This window comes from Pantoea sp. X-Soil-YNGN-775, from assembly GCF_059730575.1.
In genome coordinates this window covers 12219-28877 of sequence record NZ_AP035945.1, presented here as the reverse complement: position 1 = coordinate 28877, position 16659 = coordinate 12219, and the positions used below count along the sequence as shown (strand labels likewise).

13 protein-coding genes are annotated in these 16659 nt (G+C 57.6%); 2 read left to right on the top strand and 11 right to left on the bottom strand.

Going from position 1 to position 16659, the window contains the following annotated elements; translation table 11 throughout:
* Positions 1-446 precede the first annotated feature (446 nt).
* From xylR to xylF, 4 genes are all read right to left on the bottom strand, one after another.
* Positions 447-1625 (bottom strand): D-xylose utilization transcriptional activator XylR, encoded by a 1179-nt coding sequence (xylR, locus tag AC6I8I_RS00125; RefSeq protein WP_312054935.1) that lies wholly within the window; start codon positions 1623-1625, stop codon positions 447-449.
* A gap of 92 nt (positions 1626-1717) precedes the next feature.
* Positions 1718-2902: a xylose ABC transporter permease XylH gene (gene xylH, locus AC6I8I_RS00120; protein ID WP_497828217.1), complete on the bottom strand. Its 1185-nt coding sequence runs from the start codon at positions 2900-2902 to the stop codon at positions 1718-1720.
* Positions 2895-4415 carry a xylose ABC transporter ATP-binding protein gene (locus AC6I8I_RS00115; protein ID WP_069728652.1) on the bottom strand — a complete coding sequence of 507 codons (1521 nt, stop codon included), beginning with the start codon at positions 4413-4415 and terminating at the stop codon, positions 2895-2897. Before AC6I8I_RS00115 ends, xylH begins: the two co-directional genes overlap by 8 nt.
* A gap of 28 nt (positions 4416-4443) precedes the next feature.
* The gene (xylF, locus tag AC6I8I_RS00110; RefSeq protein ID WP_069728653.1) at positions 4444-5436 is read right to left on the bottom strand and encodes a D-xylose ABC transporter substrate-binding protein; all 993 of its coding nucleotides are present in this window, start codon (positions 5434-5436) and stop codon (positions 4444-4446) included.
* Positions 5437-5782: 346 nt separating this feature from the next.
* Between xylF and xylA the strand changes: the two genes are divergently transcribed.
* Together xylA and xylB are read left to right on the top strand one after the other, a co-directional pair.
* The gene (xylA, locus tag AC6I8I_RS00105) at positions 5783-7105 is read left to right on the top strand and encodes a xylose isomerase (protein ID WP_031376156.1); all 1323 of its coding nucleotides are present in this window, start codon (positions 5783-5785) and stop codon (positions 7103-7105) included.
* Positions 7106-7122: 17 nt separating this feature from the next.
* Entirely contained in the window at positions 7123-8565 is a 1443-nt protein-coding gene (xylB, locus tag AC6I8I_RS00100; protein ID WP_497828216.1) for a xylulokinase, read from the top strand.
* A 127-nt stretch (positions 8566-8692) separates the two neighbouring features.
* On the opposite strand, the gene AC6I8I_RS00095 is transcribed toward xylB, so the two are convergent.
* The 7 genes from AC6I8I_RS00095 to glmS form a co-directional block, all read right to left on the bottom strand.
* Positions 8693-9931: an MFS transporter gene (locus tag AC6I8I_RS00095; RefSeq protein ID WP_497828215.1), complete on the bottom strand. Its 1239-nt coding sequence runs from the start codon at positions 9929-9931 to the stop codon at positions 8693-8695.
* A 107-nt stretch (positions 9932-10038) separates the two neighbouring features.
* Positions 10039-10773, bottom strand: coding sequence for a phosphate signaling complex protein PhoU (phoU, locus tag AC6I8I_RS00090; protein ID WP_031376159.1), 735 nt, complete (start codon positions 10771-10773; stop codon positions 10039-10041).
* 17 nt (positions 10774-10790) lie between these two features.
* Positions 10791-11564, bottom strand: a complete 774-nt coding sequence (pstB, locus tag AC6I8I_RS00085; protein ID WP_031376160.1) for a phosphate ABC transporter ATP-binding protein PstB — start codon at positions 11562-11564, stop codon at positions 10791-10793.
* A 44-nt stretch (positions 11565-11608) separates the two neighbouring features.
* Positions 11609-12499: a phosphate ABC transporter permease PstA gene (pstA, locus tag AC6I8I_RS00080; protein ID WP_031376161.1), complete on the bottom strand. Its 891-nt coding sequence runs from the start codon at positions 12497-12499 to the stop codon at positions 11609-11611.
* On the bottom strand, positions 12496-13458 hold the full coding sequence (gene pstC, locus AC6I8I_RS00075) for a phosphate ABC transporter permease PstC (RefSeq protein ID WP_031376162.1): 963 nt from the start codon (positions 13456-13458) through the stop codon (positions 12496-12498). Before pstC ends, pstA begins: the two co-directional genes overlap by 4 nt.
* An 87-nt stretch (positions 13459-13545) precedes the next feature.
* The gene (gene pstS, locus AC6I8I_RS00070; RefSeq protein WP_312054949.1) at positions 13546-14589 is read right to left on the bottom strand and encodes a phosphate ABC transporter substrate-binding protein PstS; all 1044 of its coding nucleotides are present in this window, start codon (positions 14587-14589) and stop codon (positions 13546-13548) included.
* 165 nt (positions 14590-14754) lie between these two features.
* On the bottom strand, positions 14755-16584 hold the full coding sequence (glmS, locus tag AC6I8I_RS00065) for a glutamine--fructose-6-phosphate transaminase (isomerizing) (protein ID WP_031376164.1): 1830 nt from the start codon (positions 16582-16584) through the stop codon (positions 14755-14757).
* Positions 16585-16659: the final 75 nt, after the last annotated feature.

The window sequence follows — 16659 nt, the reverse complement described above, 5'->3', positions numbered from 1 at the left end:
TTCTAAATCGGATAATTTGGATTAATTCTTTCGGAAATGTGAGCGGGGTTCGAAAATTTTGTGGTGACGCTGAGGTAAAACCATCATTAAAAGGGTTATTAATCAGTAAAATAAACAGAAATACGCTGCCTGAGTCTGTTTTGGCTCAACGGCAGCGAACTGGCCAACTGAAAATTTTGACGCTGACAGCAGCATGAAAGCCCGGCGAAGGCGTAACTAAGACCGCGGGATGAGAGGGAAGAAGCTGCTTGGTAATCCGATGATTTATAAGGTCATCAGAGGTAGCTCGTGATATACGCCCGGTCGGCGGCCGGGCCTGAATCCGGTCCGATGGCTCGGCCCTGTCCGGATAATGAAATATAATTTCCAGCATGATATTTTTTTGAACGAAGAAATTGAGTGGCGAGCGGTCGGCCAGTACCACCGGGACCGGCCTGGCCACACTCCTACAACACGTTTTCACCATACAGCTGGCGATACTCTTTCGGCGTGGTGTCGTACCCTTTCCGGAAAACCGAATAGAAATACTGCAGGGACGGATAACCGCACATCTGCGAGATTTCATTGATATTGAGTGACGACGATGCCAGCAGTTCGCGGGCTTTCTCCAGCTTTTCGCGGTGGATCATCGCATGAATGGTGTCGCCGGTTTCATCACGAAACCGTTTTTCCAGATTCGATCGCGACAGGCCGATGGCATCCAGCACCTGCTCCACTTTAATGCCCTTACAGGCGTTAAAGCGGATGTAATGCATCGCCTGGATTACAGCCGGATCGCGCAGCGAACGGAAGTCGGTAGAGCGACGGGCGATCACTTTGACCGGCGGCACCAGGATGCGCTGAAGCGGTAGCGGCTGCTCATCCAGCAGGCGGTGCAGCAGTTTGGCCGCCTGATAACCCATTTGCCGCGAGCCCTGCGCCACTGACGAGAGCGCGACGCGCGACAGATAGCGCGTCAGCTCTTCGTTATCAATGCCGATCACCGCCAGCTTTTCCGGCACCGGAATTTTCAGGTGTTCACAAGCCTGCAGCAGATGGCGCGCCCGCGAGTCGGTGACGGCGATAATGCCGGTTTGCGGTGGCAGCGTCTGCAACCAGTCGGCGAGCCGGTTCTGAGCGTGTTGCCAGTTTTCCGGCGCGGTTTCCATGCCCTGATAGACCACCCCCTGATAGCGCTCCCGCATCACCAACTGACGAAACGCCTGTTCCCGCTCCTGCGCCCAGCGCTTGCCACCTGAAGCTGGCAAACCGTAGAAGGCAAAGCGATTGATGCCTTTCTCTTTGAGATGCATAAACGCCCGCTCCACCAGCGCGGCATTATCGGTGGCGATGTAATGCACCGGCGGATAATCCTCCTGCCGATGATAAGAGCCGCCAACACCGACGATCGGCACCGGCACATTCGACAGCAGGGTTTCGATTGAACGATCGTCGTAATCGGCGATTACGCCGTCGCCCAGCCACTCCCGAATGTTGTCGATGCGGCAGCGGAAGTCCTCCTCAATGAAAATGTCCCAGTCGGTTTGCGACGCCTGAAGATATTCCCCGACGCCCTCGACAACCTGACGGTCATACACCTTGTTCGCGTTAAACAACAAGGTAATGCGATAACGTTTATCATGCATGGTGGCGATTCCCTTAAAAGCTCAGCGCATTGCATAGCACGGCTGACAGGGGCATAAAAATGGTTTGCGCCACAATGTGATCCTCCACGCGATTACACCCGACGCCGCGTGGCGGTATCCATCCACACCGCCAGCAGCAGAATGGCGCCCTTAACGATGTACTGCCAAAAGGTTGGCACGTCCATCATGCTCATGCCGTTATCCAGCGAAGCCATGATAAATGCCCCCATCACCGCACCGGCTACCGAGCCGACCCCACCGGCCAGGCTGGTCCCGCCAATCACACAGGCGGCGATGGCGTCGAGTTCCGCAATGTTGCCAGCCGAAGGCGAACCGGCACCCAGCCGCGAACTGAGGATCAGACCCGCAATGGCCACCATCACGCCGTTAATCGCAAACACCGCCAGTTTGGTACGCGCCACGTTAATCCCTGACAGTCGCGCCGCATCGATATTGCCGCCGATTGCGTAAATGCGTCGGCCAAAAGCGGTCCGGGTCGCCATAAACATCCCGGCCAGCAACAGCAGGGCGAGCAGTAATACCGGGGTCGGTACACCGCGGTAATCGTTCAGCAACCAGATCGCGCCCAGCACCAGTATCGCAGTAATCGCCTGACGTGCCACGGTGCCGCTGGCCGGGCTTTGGGCCAGTCCAATCTGCTGACGGCGCAGGCGTAAACGCCATTGCCACAGCATAAACAGCGCCAGACCGGTGAAACCAAAGCCGAAACCGACGCCGCCCGGCAGGTAGCTCTGGCCGATCTGCGACATGCCCGGCGTGATTGGCGCAACCGTGGTGCCGTCGGTGATCCCCACCAGGATGCCACGAAAGGCCAGCATCCCCGCCAGCGTGACGATGAATGACGGCACTTTGCGATAGGCGACCCACCAGCCGTTCCAGGTCCCCAGCAGCAGTCCCATCACCAGGGTAACCACAATGGTCAGCGGCAGCGGCCAGCCCAGCCAGACGTCAAAAATCGCTGCGGCGCCGCCCAGTAATCCCATCATTGAGCCGACCGACAGATCGATCTCCGCCGAGATAATCACAAAGACCATCCCCACCGCCAGAATGCCGGTAATCGCGGTCTGTCGCAGCAGGTTGGAAACGTTACGCGGGCTGAGCCACGCGCCATCGGTGGTCCAGGTAAAGAACAGGGCAATCAGCACAATCGCTCCCAGCATCACCAGCACCTGGAGATTGGGCAGCGGGAATTTGCCGGGCGACGGCTTGCCCGGGGTTCCTGACAGGCCACTTTGGGTACTTTCACTCTTAAGCATAATGTTCACTCCGCAGGGCGGCTTCCATCACCTGCTCCTGAGTCAGGTTATCGTTGATCAAATCAGCTTTAATTTGCCCTTCATGCATCACCAGTATCCGATCGCTCAGGCCCAGTACTTCCGGCAGCTCGGACGAAATCACAATCACTGCGATCCCCTGCTGCACCAGCGCATTGATCAGCAGGTAGATCTCCTGACGTGCACCAACATCAATGCCGCGCGTCGGCTCATCCAGAATCAGAATTTGCGGGTTAAGCAGCAGGCACTTCGCCAGAATCGCTTTCTGCTGATTGCCGCCGCTCAGCCGGCCAATCGGTAATTCAGAGGAGGAAGTCTTCACCCGCAGACGGGTAATCGCCGCGTTGATCGCCTGCTGTTCCTGCGCTTCATCGAGGGTGGAAAGCCGGTGGCTGAACTGATCCAGCGCCGCGAGGGTGATATTTTTTCCCACCGCCATCAGCGGCACGATGCCATCTTTTTTACGGTCTTCCGGCACCATGGCGATGCCGTGTGCAATGGCGGCGCGGCAATCGGTGATCCTGACCGGCTTGCCGTTGATCCAGATATCGCCCTGCCAGCGTCCCGGCCAGACCCCGAACAGGCACTGCACGGTTTCGGTTCTGCCCGCCCCGACCAGCCCGGCGATGCCGAGAATTTCCCCGCGCTTCAGGCTGAAGGAGACGTTGTTGACGCGGCGAATATGCCGGTTAACCGGATGCCAGGCCGTGAGGTTCTCTACTTTCAGCACCGTATCGCCAATCTGATGCGGCGCATGGGGATAGAGCGCGGTCAGCTCGCGTCCGACCATCATGGTGATGATGTCATCTTCACTCAGGCCGGTTGCCGTGCGGGTGGCGATATGCTGACCGTCGCGAATGACGCAGATGGTATCGGAGATCGCTTTGACCTCGTTCAGCTTGTGGGAGATGTAGATGCAGGCGATGCCGTGTTCACGCAGGTTACGGATAATGCCGAGCAGCACCTCCGTCTCCTGTTCGGTGAGTGAGGAGGTCGGCTCATCCAGGATCAGTAACCGGACCTGCTTGTTAAGCGCGCGCGCGATCTCCACCAGCTGCTGCTGACCGAGGCCCAAATCGCCGACCCGCGCGGCGGGAGAGACGTTCAGCCCGACCCGGGCCAGCAGTTGCTGGCAGCGCAGCGTCATGGTTTCATCATCAACCATGCCGAAACGCCCCAGCTCGGCACCGAGGAAAATGTTCTCCATCACCGTCAGTTGCCGCACCAGTGCCAGCTCCTGATGGATGATCACAATCCCTTTGCGCTCGGTATCACGAATGGTCTGCGCCTCTATTTTGTCGCCGGCAAAGTAAATCTGGCCGTCAAAATCACCGTGCGGATAGAGCCCGCAGAGGATTTTCATCAGGGTCGATTTACCTGAGCCATTTTCGCCACACAGCGACATCACTTCGCCCGCATCCAGCTGCAGGCTGACATCATTCAGCGCTTTCACCGCGCCGAAACGCTTGGTGATATTGTTCATTTCCAGCAGCATCGACTGTTCTCCCTCACGCCAGGCGCGGTCAGAGTTCGCTCTGTTTGTGGAAACCGTCTTTCACCACGGTGCTTTCGATATTGTCTTTGTTGACCTGAATCGGGGTCAGCAGCCGCGATGGAACCTCTTTAAGTCCGTTGTTCAGCGTGCTGTTGCTGGCCGGCTTTTTGCCATCGCCCAGTTCGACTGCGATTTTTGCTGCTTCGGTGGCGAGTTCGGTGATCGGCTTGTATACCGTCATGGTCTGGGTGCCGGCTTTAATCCGTTTGATGGCCGCCAGGTCAGCATCCTGGCCGGAGATCGCCACTTTGCCGGCCAGTCCCTGGGCGCTCAGCGCCTGAATCGCCCCGCCGGCGGTAGCATCATTAGACGCCACAACCGCATCGATATGGTTACCGTTGGCGGTCAGCGCGTTTTCCATAATTTTCAGAGCGTTTTCCGGCAGCCAGGCATCGACCCACTGATCGCCGACAATTTTAATGCTGCCATTATCGATAAAGGGTTTTAATACTTTCATCTGGCCGGCGCGGAACAGGCGGGCATTATTATCTACCGGGGAACCGCCCATTAAAAAGTAGTTGCCCTTAGGCACCTGTTTCACAATGCTTTCGGCCTGCAACTCACCCACTTTTTCATTATCAAACGAGATATAAAAATCGATGTCAGCGTTATTTATCATCCGGTCGTAGGCCAGTACTTTAATCCCTTCACGTTTCGCTTCGGCGACCACGTTACTCAGCACCTGGCCGTTATAGGGAATAATCACCAGCACATCGACGCCGCGGTTGATCATATTTTCAATCTGCGACATCTGGGTCTCTTCATTGCCGTTTGCCGACTGGACAAACACCTGCGCACCCAGCGATTCCGCCTGCTTCACGAAAATATCGCGGTCTTTTTGCCAGCGTTCCAGACGTAAATCATCAATTGCCATGCCGATCTTCACTTCTTTGGCCACGCTGGTCTGGCTGAACAGAGCCAGCGCAGCGCAGACGGCTAACAGCGCATGTTTCATCTTCATTGCGTTTATCCTGTAGGTTGAGGCTATTGTCGTTGCAGGCCCATGAACCAGGCGGATGAATTGTTGCCCTGATTTTCCCGTTACATCAATTACTGATTTTTATCCGGCCATTACGTTTTTTGGTTTATTTCTTTTTTTATGAGCGCGATCGATATTTCATCTTTTTCGGACTGAGCAAGAGATCCGGCAATAACCGCGCTGAGATCAGCTTTATTTTGCGAGCCAGCGCACAAATAATAATTATCTGATACGCAGTGTGAAATATCGTAATTGAGCCGCGCCGACAGCCAATATCAAATATCGCTTCAATGCAGACCATTCGGGTCCCGATGCTAAGGAGCAAACCATGCACGCTTATTTCGATCAGATCGATCGCGTCCGTTACGAAGGAACCAAATCGACTCAGCCTCTCGCGTTTCGTCATTACAATCCTGACGAAGTGATCCTCGGCAAGACCATGGCGGAACATCTGCGCTTTGCGGCCTGCTACTGGCATACCTTCTGCTGGAACGGAGCGGATATGTTTGGCGTCGGCGCGTTTGATCGCCCATGGCAAAAAAATGGTGATGCGCTGCAGCTGGCGAAGCAAAAAGCGGACGTCGCCTTTGAGTTCTTTCACAAGCTGAACGTGCCTTATTACTGCTTTCATGATGTGGATGTTTCGCCGGAAGGCGATTCGCTGCGCAGCTATCAGGACAATTTTGCCATCATGACCGATAAGCTGCTGGAGAAGCAGCAGGAGACCGGGGTGAAGCTGCTGTGGGGCACGGCGAACTGCTTTACCCATCCACGCTACGGCGCGGGCGCGGCGACCAATCCCGATCCGGCGGTCTTCGCCTGGGCCGCGACTCAGGTGTGCAGCGCCATGCAGGCCACCAAAACCCTTGGCGGTGAAAACTATGTGCTGTGGGGCGGCCGCGAAGGGTATGAAACTCTGCTGAATACCGATCTGCGCCAGGAGCGCGAGCAGATTGGCCGCTTTATGCAGATGGTGGTTGAGCACAAACACAAAATCGGTTTCCAGGGCACACTGCTGATTGAGCCGAAGCCGCAGGAACCGACCAAGCATCAGTACGACTACGACGTCGCCACGGTGTATGGCTTCCTCAAACAGTTCGGTCTGGAGAAAGAGATCAAAGTGAACGTCGAGGCCAATCACGCCACGCTGGCCGGTCACTCTTTCCACCACGAAATAGCTACCGCCATTGCGCTGGGCATTTTCGGCTCGGTCGATGCCAACCGCGGCGACGCGCAGTGTGGCTGGGACACCGATCAGTTCCCGGTCAGCGTGGAGGAGAATGCGCTGGTGATGTATGAGATCCTCAAGGCGGGCGGCTTTACCACCGGCGGCTTAAACTTTGATGCCAAAGTGCGTCGCCAGAGCACCGACAAATACGATCTGTTCTACGGCCATATCGGCGCGATGGATACCATGGCGCTGGCGCTGAAAGTCGCGGCCCGGATGATCGACGACGGCGAGCTGGATAAGCGCGTGGCACAGCGTTACAGCGGCTGGAATGGTGAGTTCGGCCAGCAAATTTTGAAAGGCGAGTTTTCACTGGCCACGCTGGCGGCGCATGCTCAGCAACAGCAGTTGAATCCGCAACATCAGAGCGGACGCCAGGAGCAGCTGGAAAACCTGGTGAATCACTATCTGTTTGATTTCTAAAGGCTCAGGAGCAGAACATGTTTATCGGGATCGATTTAGGCACCTCTGGCGTCAAAGTGGTGCTGGTGGATGCCGCCGGCCAGGTGCAGGCGACAGAAACAGCGCCACTGCAGGTTTCACGTCCACAGCCGCTGTGGAGCGAACAGGATCCCGAAAGCTGGTGGCAGGCGCTGGACCACGCTATGCAGGCGCTGAGCGGGCAGCACGATCTGCGCGCCGTTGAGGCGATCGGGCTGAGCGGCCAGATGCATGGCGCGACCCTGCTGGACAGCGCCGGCCGCGTTCTGCGTCCGGCGATACTGTGGAATGATGGGCGTAGTGAGGCGCAGTGCCGTGAACTGGAACAGAAGGTGCCGGACGCCCGGGCAATCACCGGCAACCTGATGATGCCCGGTTTCACGGCGCCCAAGCTGCTGTGGGTGCAGCAACACCAACCGGTCATTTTCAGTCAGATCGCGAAGGTGCTGTTGCCAAAAGATTACCTGCGCTGGCGGATGAGCGGTGACTTCGCCACCGACCTGTCAGATGCGGCAGGCACGCTGTGGCTGGATGTGGCGCGGCGAGACTGGAGCGATGAGATGCTGCGCGCCTGCGATCTCAGTCGTGAGCAGATGCCACAACTGTATGAGGGCAATGCCATAACCGGCACGCTGGATGCTGCCCTGGCGGCGCGCTGGAAAATGAATCCGGTGCCGCTGGCGGCGGGCGGTGGCGATAATGCGGCGGGCGCGGTCGGCGTTGGCATGACTGAGCCGGGTCAGGGCATGCTCTCACTGGGCACCTCCGGCGTCTACTTTGTGGTCAGCGAGGGCTATCTGAGTAATCCTCAGCGCGCCGTTCACAGTTTCTGTCATGCCTTACCGCAGCGCTGGCATCTGATGTCGGTGATGCTCAGCGCCGCTTCCTGCCTCGACTGGGCGGCTGAACTGACCGGCTGTCACGATGTACCGGCACTGCTGGATGAGGCGGCGCGGGCGCGCGATGACGTGCCGCCGCTGTGGTTTTTACCCTATCTCTCCGGCGAACGCACGCCGCACAACAATCCCAACGCCAGAGGCGCTTTCTTTGGCTTTACCCACCAGCATGGTCGTCCGGAACTGGCGCGGGCGGTGCTGGAAGGCGTGGGATTTGCGCTGGCGCAGGGGATGGATGTGCTGCATGAATGCGGCGTGCAGCCAAAAAGTATTATGTTGATCGGGGGCGGCGCACGCAGTGCGATGTGGCGGCAGATGCTGGCGGACATCAGCGGTCAGACGCTCGATTACTGCCACGGTGGTGAGGTCGGACCGGCACTCGGCGCGGCCAGGCTGGCGCAGCTGGCACTGGATGGTCAGGCTGCGGCACCGACGCTTACCCTGGTGCAACGCCACCAGCCGGACAGCGCGCGCAGGGCGCATTACCAGCCGCTGCGGCAGACGTTTGCCGCGCTGTATCAGCAACTGCTGCCGTTAATGCACTAAACCGCGACAAACCCCGACGCGCTGACCGGTAACCGCCGTGTCGGTGCGTTTCGCTTATCCGTTTTACCGACCGGTAGCATCACAGCCGGGATGGGTGTTCACATCCCGGCAGATCCGCGCCCTGCTTTCAGCCAATCGCGCCCAGCGTGTCATCCTGACTGTGCTTTTTCGGCAGCAGGAACAGGGTGGCCACAATATCCAGCAGATAGATCAGCGCCAGCAGCGTAATCGCCGCCGCAAAGGAGAACTGGCTCGCCAGCAGGCCAATCACCACCGGGCCGAAGCCGCCGACGCCCCGCCCGAGGTTAAACAGGACGTTTTGCGCCGTGGCCCGCACCTGTGGCGGGAAGGTATCGGAGATCAGCGCGCCGTAGCCACCAATCATCCCATTAACGAACATCCCCATGATCGCCCCGGTAACCAGCATGATGCCGGGATCGCGTAACTGAGCATAAATCACCACCATCACTACCGCGCCAAACTGATAGAGCAGGAAAATCTTCCAGCGCGCAAAGCGATCGGCCAGCACACCAAACAGCCAGATACCGAAGGTCATACCGACCACCGTTACCGCCGTCCACAGACCCGATTTGGTCAGGCTGAAGCCGAAGCTGGAGGAGAGGTAGCTCGGCATCCAGATCATCAGGCCGTAGTAGCCAAAATTCTGTACCGAACAGAGGATGAAAATGCCGAGGCTGGCTTTTGCAGTCGCGCGATCGCGGACCAGCAGCTTGAGGCGCGCCGGGAAAGAGAGCGAGGGAACGTTTTTGACCTGTCGGCGATAGGCCTCCGGTTCGCCCATGCTGCGACGGATCACAAACGAGACCAGCGCGGGTAATAAACCGACCAGAAACATGCCGCGCCAGCCGATCACGCTCAGCAGCGGCGGCGTAATAAAGGTCGCCAGCAGCACACCGAGCTGCCAGCCGATACCGACCCACGCCGAGGCGCGGTTGCGCTTCTCTGCCGGCCAGGCTTCGGCAATCAGCGCCATACCGATGCCGAACTCTCCGCCCAGCCCGACGCCCGCCAGGGTACGCCAGGCCAGCAGATCCCAGTAGCCCTGCGCCACGGCGCACAGGCCGGTAAACACCGAGAACACCAGGATAGTGATGGTCAGCATACGAATACGACCAAAGCGATCGCTGAGATGGCCAAACACAATACCGCCGATGACCGCGCCGATCAGCGTCCAGGTGACCAGCGATCCCGCCTGCGATGGATTGAGCGCCAGCGAGACGCTGATCGCCGGCAGCATAAAGCCAAGGATCAGCAGATCAAATCCATCCATCGCATAACCGCTGACGGCGGCCAGCATCGCTTTACCGGGCGTGACGCCGGGTTTACCCTGGGGAGAAGGAGACATTATTCAGCACCTCAGAAGGAAAAGTGCCGCAAGTATAAAGAGTGTTGCCGGGGGGACCAATCGAAAACGCCGAACCGTACGCCAGCGCGGCGTACGGTTGCGGTCACTCAGGAGGGCTTATTGCTGCCATCATCGCCTGACAGCAGTTCGTCGAGCCGGTCACCGCCAACGTGGCGGAAATCCTGACCTTTGACGAAATAGAAGATGATTTCACAGATGTTCTGGCAGCGATCGCCGATGCGCTCAATCGCCCGGGCGCAGAACAACGCCGTCAGTACGCTGGGAATGGTACGCGGATCTTCCATCATGTAGGTCATCAGTTGACGCACAATGCCCTCGTACTCTTTATCCACCTTTTTATCTTCACGGTAGATAGCGATCGCTTCGTTGAGGTCCATGCGCGCAAAGGCGTCCAGCACATCATGCAGCATCTGTACGGTATGACGACCCAGCGACTCGAGACTCACCAGCAGCGGCAGATGTTGCTGGCCGAACTTCTCCAGCGCGGTGCGGCTGATCTTCTCCGCTACGTCACCAATCCGTTCCAGCTCAGAAATGGTTTTGATGATCGCCATCACCAGCCGCAAATCGATAGCGGTTGGCTGACGTTTGGCGATGATGCGCACGCAGGCCTCATCAATCTCCACTTCCATCATGTTGACCTTCTGGTCGCCGTCGATCACCCGCTGCGCCAGTTCACCATCGAGGTTATGCATCGCGGTGATGGCGTCGGTCAGCTGCTGCTCGACCATGCCACCCATGATCATCACCTGGGTGCGAATGTGCTCCAGCTCGGCATTGAACTGACCGGAGATATGTTTGTTCAGATTCAGATTATCCATGGCGATCTCCTGTCAAATCAGCCGTAGCGGCCGGTAATGTAGTCTTCAGTTTGCTTCTGTGCCGGCTTGGTGAACAGCGTGTCGGTATCGCTGAATTCAATCAGTTCGCCCAGATACATAAATGCGGTGTGGTCGGAGCAGCGTGCGGCCTGCTGCATGTTGTGCGTCACGATCACCACGGTGTAGTCCTGCTTCAGCTCGGTAATCAGCTCTTCAATACGCCCGGTTGAAATCGGGTCGAGCGCCGAACAGGGTTCATCCAGCAACAGCACTTCCGGGCGAATCGCGATACCGCGGGCGATGCACAGACGCTGCTGCTGACCACCGGAGAGACTGTAACCGCTCTGATGCAGCTTGTCTTTGGTTTCGTTCCACAGCGCGGCTTTAGTCAGCGCCCACTGGACCCGTTCGTCCATATCGGCACGTGACAGCTTCTCAAACAGGCGAACACCGAAGGCGATATTGTCATAAATCGACATCGGAAACGGCGTCGGCTTCTGAAACACCATGCCGACCCGGGCGCGCAGCAGCGCGATATCCTGTTGCGCCGCCAGAATGTTGTCGCCGTCCAGCAGGATATCGCCTTCAGCCCGCTGATCCGGGTAGAGCGAGTACATTTTATTGAAGGTCCGCAGCAGGGTCGATTTACCACAGCCGGATGGCCCGATAAATGCGGTGACCTGATTTTTGGCGATATCCAGATTGATATTCTTTAACGCGTGAAACTTACCGTAATAGAAGTTCAGATTACGGACCTGAATTTTATCGGCTGATGCAGTCGCGATACTCATTGCTCGTCTCTCTTATACGGCGCCGCGCAGGGCAGCGCCGGAAGTTAACCGTGTTTACCTTTGGCAAAAATCACCCGCGCTACGATATTCAGCAGCAGCACGCACAAGGTAATAATCAGTACGCCAGCCCAGGCCAGGCTCTGCCATTCGGCGAACGGGCTCATGGCGAACTTAAAGATGGTGACCGGCAGATTCGCCAGCGGCTGCATCATGTCGGTGCTCCAGAACTGGTTCGACAGCGCGGTAAACAGCAGCGGCGCGGTCTCACCAGCGATGCGGGCAATCGCCAGCAGTACCCCGGTGATAATGCCGGAGACCGACGCCTTCAGGGTGATGGCGGAGATCATCTTCCACTTCGGCGTGCCCAGCGCATAAGCCGCTTCACGCATGCTGTCCGGCACCAGCCGCAGCATGTTCTCGGTGGTACGAATTACGATCGGCACCTGCAGCAGCGCCAGCGCAATCACCCCGGCCCAGCCGGAGAAGTGCTGCATCTGCGACACCACAATGGTGTAGACAAACAGCCCGACCACAATCGACGGCGCTGACAGCAGAATGTCGTTAATAAAGCGGATCACTTCCGACAGAAACGACTTGCGGCCATATTCCGCCAGGTAGATGCCGGCCATGATGCCCAGCGGCGTGCCGAAGAAGGTCGACCAGAAAATCAGTAATCCGCTGCCCGCTAAGGCGTTCGCCAGGCCGCCGCCGGCAGTATTCGGTGGCGGCGTTGATTCGGTGAACAGCGACCACGACAGGCCATCAAGGCCGCGTGATACGGTGGTGAACAGGATCCACACCAGCCAGAACAGACCAAATGCCATGGTCAGCAGCGACAGCGTCAGCGCTATCTTGTTTTTGGTGCTGCGCCAGGACTGCATCTTACGACGGGACGCGTCCAGTTCGGCGCGCGCCTGAACTTCAATGGTGGTCATGATCGCGCTCCTTCACTTTTCGCCAGCCGCATAATCATCAGTTTTGAAATCGCCAGCACGATAAAGGTAATCACAAACAGGATCAGGCCCAGCTCCATTAACGCCGCCACATGCACGCCGGACTCCGCTTCAGCGAACTCATTGGCGAGGGCGGAGGTGATGCTGTTGCCCGGCATAAACAGCGACGGGCTGTCGAGCTGGTAGGTGTTACCGATGATAAAGGTCACCGCCATGGTTTCACCCAGTGCGCGGCCCAGCCCCAGCATCACGCCACCAATCACGCCGTTTTTAGTGAACGGCAGCACGATGCGCCAGATCACTTCCCAGGTGGTGCAGCCGATGCCGTAGGCCGACTCTTTCATCATCACCGGCGTCTGCTCAAACACATCGCGCATCACGGAGGCGATGTAGGGGATGATCATGATCGCCAGAATCACGCCAGCGGCCAGAATACCGATACCGAATGCCGGGCCGGAGAACAGCTCACCGACAATCGGAATGCCTGACATCACGTCGTTGACCGGCGTCTGGAAATATTCAGCAAACAGCGGCGCAAACACGAACAGGCCCCACATGCCGTAGACAATGCTGGGGATAGCGGCCAGCAGCTCAATGGCGGTACCCAGCGGGCGACGCAGCCAGCCTGGCGCGAGTTCGGTCAGGAACAGCGCGATACCAAAACTGACTGGCACGGCAATAATCAGCGCGATGATAGAGGTGACGAGGGTGCCGTAAATCGGTACCAGCGCACCAAATTGTTCGTTGGGGGCATCCCAGGTTTTGGTCCACAAAAAGGAGAAACCAAACTTCTGAATGCTTGGCCACGAGGAGATGATCAGGGAGACGATAATGCCGCCCATCAGCAACAGGACGATCAGTGCGGCAAGCTTGACCAGCGCACCAAATATTCTGTCACCTTGCTTGCCTGGGGCTTTGAATGCCGGCTTGGTTGCAGCCATAGAAGTCTCAGTCTTCAGGAGTTAACAGGGCGGCAGTACGCCGCCCGTTGGGTCTGACCGAACCGGAGTCCGGCCAGGGTCGGTCAATTACTGATAAAGCGCCTTACCAGAACTGTCTTTGATATTGGCTTTCCAGGCAGCGCGAATCTGCTCGGTCACGCTTTCAGGCAGGGCGGCATAATCCAGCGCGGTGGCGGTTTTGCTGCCGTTTTTGTACGCCCAGTCAAAGAACTTCAGCACTTCGCTGCCTTTGGCCGCATTAGCCTGATCTTTGTAAACCAGGATAAAGGTGGTGGAAGAGATAGGCCAGGCATCCGCACCTTTCTGGAAGGTCAGGTCCTGAGCGAAAGATTTGCTCCAGTCTGCGCCTTTCGCCGCGTTGCTGAAGCTGGTTTCGCTCGGTGCGACCGGCTTGCCATCAGCGTCCATCAGTTTGGTGTAGGTCAGGTTGTTCTGTTTGGCGTAGGCATATTCCACATAGCCGATTGAACCCGGCAGACGCTGGACAAACGCGGCCACGCCGTCGTTGCCTTTGCCACCCAGACCGACCGGCCAGTTTACGGTGTTGCCTTTACCAATTTTGCTGTTCCACGCCTCATTCACTTTCGCCAGGTAGCTGGTGAAAACGAATGAGGTACCTGAACCATCAGCGCGGCGCACCACGTTGATATTCGTCTCTGGCAGTTTTACGCCTGGATTGAGTTTAGCGATCGCCGGATCGTTCCACTTTTTGATGGTGCCGAGGTAGATGTCGCCGACGGTTTTACCGTCCAGCGTCAGTTCACCTGATTTGATGCCCGGCAGGTTAACCGCCAGCACCACGCCGCCGATCACCGTCGGGAACTGGAACAGGCCATTTTTCTGCAAATCTTCATCTTTCATTGGCGCATCGGACGCACCGAAATCGACGGTTTTGGCGATGATTTGTTTCACGCCGCCAGATGAACCGATGCCCTGGTAGTTAACTTTGCTACCGGTGGCTTGCTGATACTCTGCTGCCCACTTGGCATAAACCGGCGCCGGGAACGTCCCGCCTGCGCCCGTCAGATCGGTGGCCGCAAAAGCAGATACCGCGCTGACTGCAAAGGTGGCGGCGAGGATTCGGGCTACGGTGCTACGCATCAGTGTCATGTTCCCTCCAGGGGAGAAAATTCAGGCTCGGGGCCGTTTTAGTAAGAGTCAGTGATTGCTGCAGGAGGGAAAATAGGACAGTTTGATGACAGTGAAATGTACGAAATATGACAGTTATATGACAGCGGGCAAAAATGAAGCGGGCCCGCGACCGGGCCCACTTTGTTATTCTACGGTAACCGATTTCGCCAGGTTACGCGGCTGATCGACGTCAGTGCCTTTGATCAGCGCGACGTGATACGACAGTAGCTGCAACGGCACGGTATAGAAGATTGGCGCAATCACCTCTTCAACGTGGGGCAGCGGGATAATCTTCATCCCGTCACTGTCGCTGAAGCCCGCATCCTGATCGGCAAACACATACAGCAGACCGCCGCGTGCCCGCACCTCTTCGATGTTGGATTTGAGCTTCTCCAGCAGTTCGTTGTTGGGTGCCACCACGATCACCGGCATATCGGCATCAATCAGCGCCAGCGGGCCGTGCTTCAGCTCGCCCGCCGCATAGGCTTCGGCGTGAATGTAGGAGATCTCCTTCAGCTTCAGCGCCCCTTCCATGGCGATCGGATACTGATCGCCGCGGCCGAGGAACAGCGCATGATGCTTATCTGAGAAGCCCTCTGCCAGATTTTCAATCAGCTTATCCTGCGCCAGCATCTGTTCGATCCGGCTGGGCAGCGCCTGCAGCGCATGGACAATCTCATGCTCGGTTTCCGCCGCCATGCCTTTCAGCCGGCCCAGCTTCGCCACCAGCATCAGTAACACTGCCAGCTGCGTAGTAAAGGCTTTGGTCGAGGCAACACCGATTTCGGTGCCCGCTTTGGTCATCAGCGCCAGATCAGATTCCCGCACCAGCGACGAACCGGCCACGTTACACACCGCCAGGGAACCGAGATAGCCCAGCTCTTTGGAGAGACGCAGCGCTGCCAGGGTGTCGGCCGTTTCGCCCGATTGCGATAAGGTGATCAGCAGGCTGTTTTTCCGCACCGCCGACTTGCGGTAGCGAAACTCAGAGGCGATCTCGACATCACACGGAATATTGGCCAGCGACTCAAACCAGTAGCGTGACACCATGCCGGAGTTATACGAGGTGCCGCAGGCGATAATCTGGATATGCTCCACCTGCGCCAGCAGCGCTTCTGCACCTGCGCCCAGCTCGCTGAGATCGACCTGGCCGTGACTGAAACGGCCGCTCAGGGTGCTTTTCAGCGCCATCGGCTGCTCGTAGATCTCTTTCTGCATGTAATGGCGGTAGATGCCTTTGTCACCGGCATCATACTGCAGGGTCGATTCGATCTCTGCGCGCGTCACCGGTTTACCAGTACGATCAACGATGGTCACATCGCGACGGCTGATTTCCGCGATATCACCCTCTTCCAGATAGATGAACCGACGCGTCACTGGCAGCAGCGCCAGCTGATCGGAGGCAATAAAGTTCTCGCCCACGCCACGGCCAATCACCAGCGGGCTGCCGGAGCGTGCCGCCACCAGCAGCGACGGATCGCGGCTGTCCATGATCACCATGCCATAGGCGCCGCGCAGTTGCGGGATGACGCGTAGCACCACTTCACGCAGCGTTCCGCCCTGCTTCTGCTCCCAGTGAACCAGATGCGCCACCACTTCGGTGTCGGTTTCAGAGGCAAACACGTAACCACGCTCGATCATCGCAGCGCGCAGCGGCTCATGGTTTTCAATGATGCCGTTGTGCACGATAACGATGTGCTCAGAAACGTGCGGATGCGCATTGGCTTCCGACGGTTCGCCGTGCGTTGCCCAGCGCGTATGGGCGATACCGGTGCCGCCAATCAGCGGCTGCTGTTCGGCTGCGTCGGCCAGCTTCTGCACCTTCCCTAAACGTCGCAGGCGCGTAACGTGCCCCTGACGATCGACCACGGCCAGACCGGCCGAATCATATCCGCGATACTCAAGACGACGCAGGCCTTCCAGCAGAATTTCTGCGATATCGCGTTGTGCTACTGCACCAACAATTCCACACATAATGATGTTTTCCTGACTACATGGCTGTTCGCCACTTTCGTTGTCATGCGACCTGATATCCGGCTTTGCCGGTTC